The organism is Priestia sp. SIMBA_032, from assembly GCF_046535215.1.
In the GTDB taxonomy this organism is placed as follows: domain Bacteria; phylum Bacillota; class Bacilli; order Bacillales; family Bacillaceae_H; genus Priestia; species Priestia aryabhattai.
Genome location: NZ_JAWRXD010001181.1, coordinates 1 through 251, shown reverse-complemented (window position 1 = coordinate 251; position 251 = coordinate 1). Strand labels below are relative to the sequence as shown.

Sequence of the window (251 nt, the reverse complement as noted above, 5' to 3'; positions counted from 1 at the left end):
CATCGAACACGTCCGCGGCGGCGGATGCCCATTCGATCCGGCCCGGTCCACACTGTTCGAACCGGTGGGTGCATGATGACGCTGACCAACAATTCTGCCTCGGACCCAGCCGTGACCGACGTGTGGCGATCACGATCGACGGCACCGAGCTCCGAGTCCCGAAGGGCACCTTGGTCATCCGCGCCGCGGAGCTGATCGGTGTGCAGATCCCCCGATTCTGCGACCATCCACTGCTCGATCCGGTGGGGGCC

1 protein-coding gene is annotated in these 251 nt (G+C 65.7%); it reads left to right on the top strand.

Going from position 1 to position 251, the window contains the following annotated elements; genetic code table 11:
* Positions 1–68: 68 nt before the first annotated feature.
* The coding region (locus tag SB717_RS38030) for a 2Fe-2S iron-sulfur cluster-binding protein (protein ID WP_410908352.1) at positions 69–251 on the top strand (183 nt) is incomplete at its 3' end.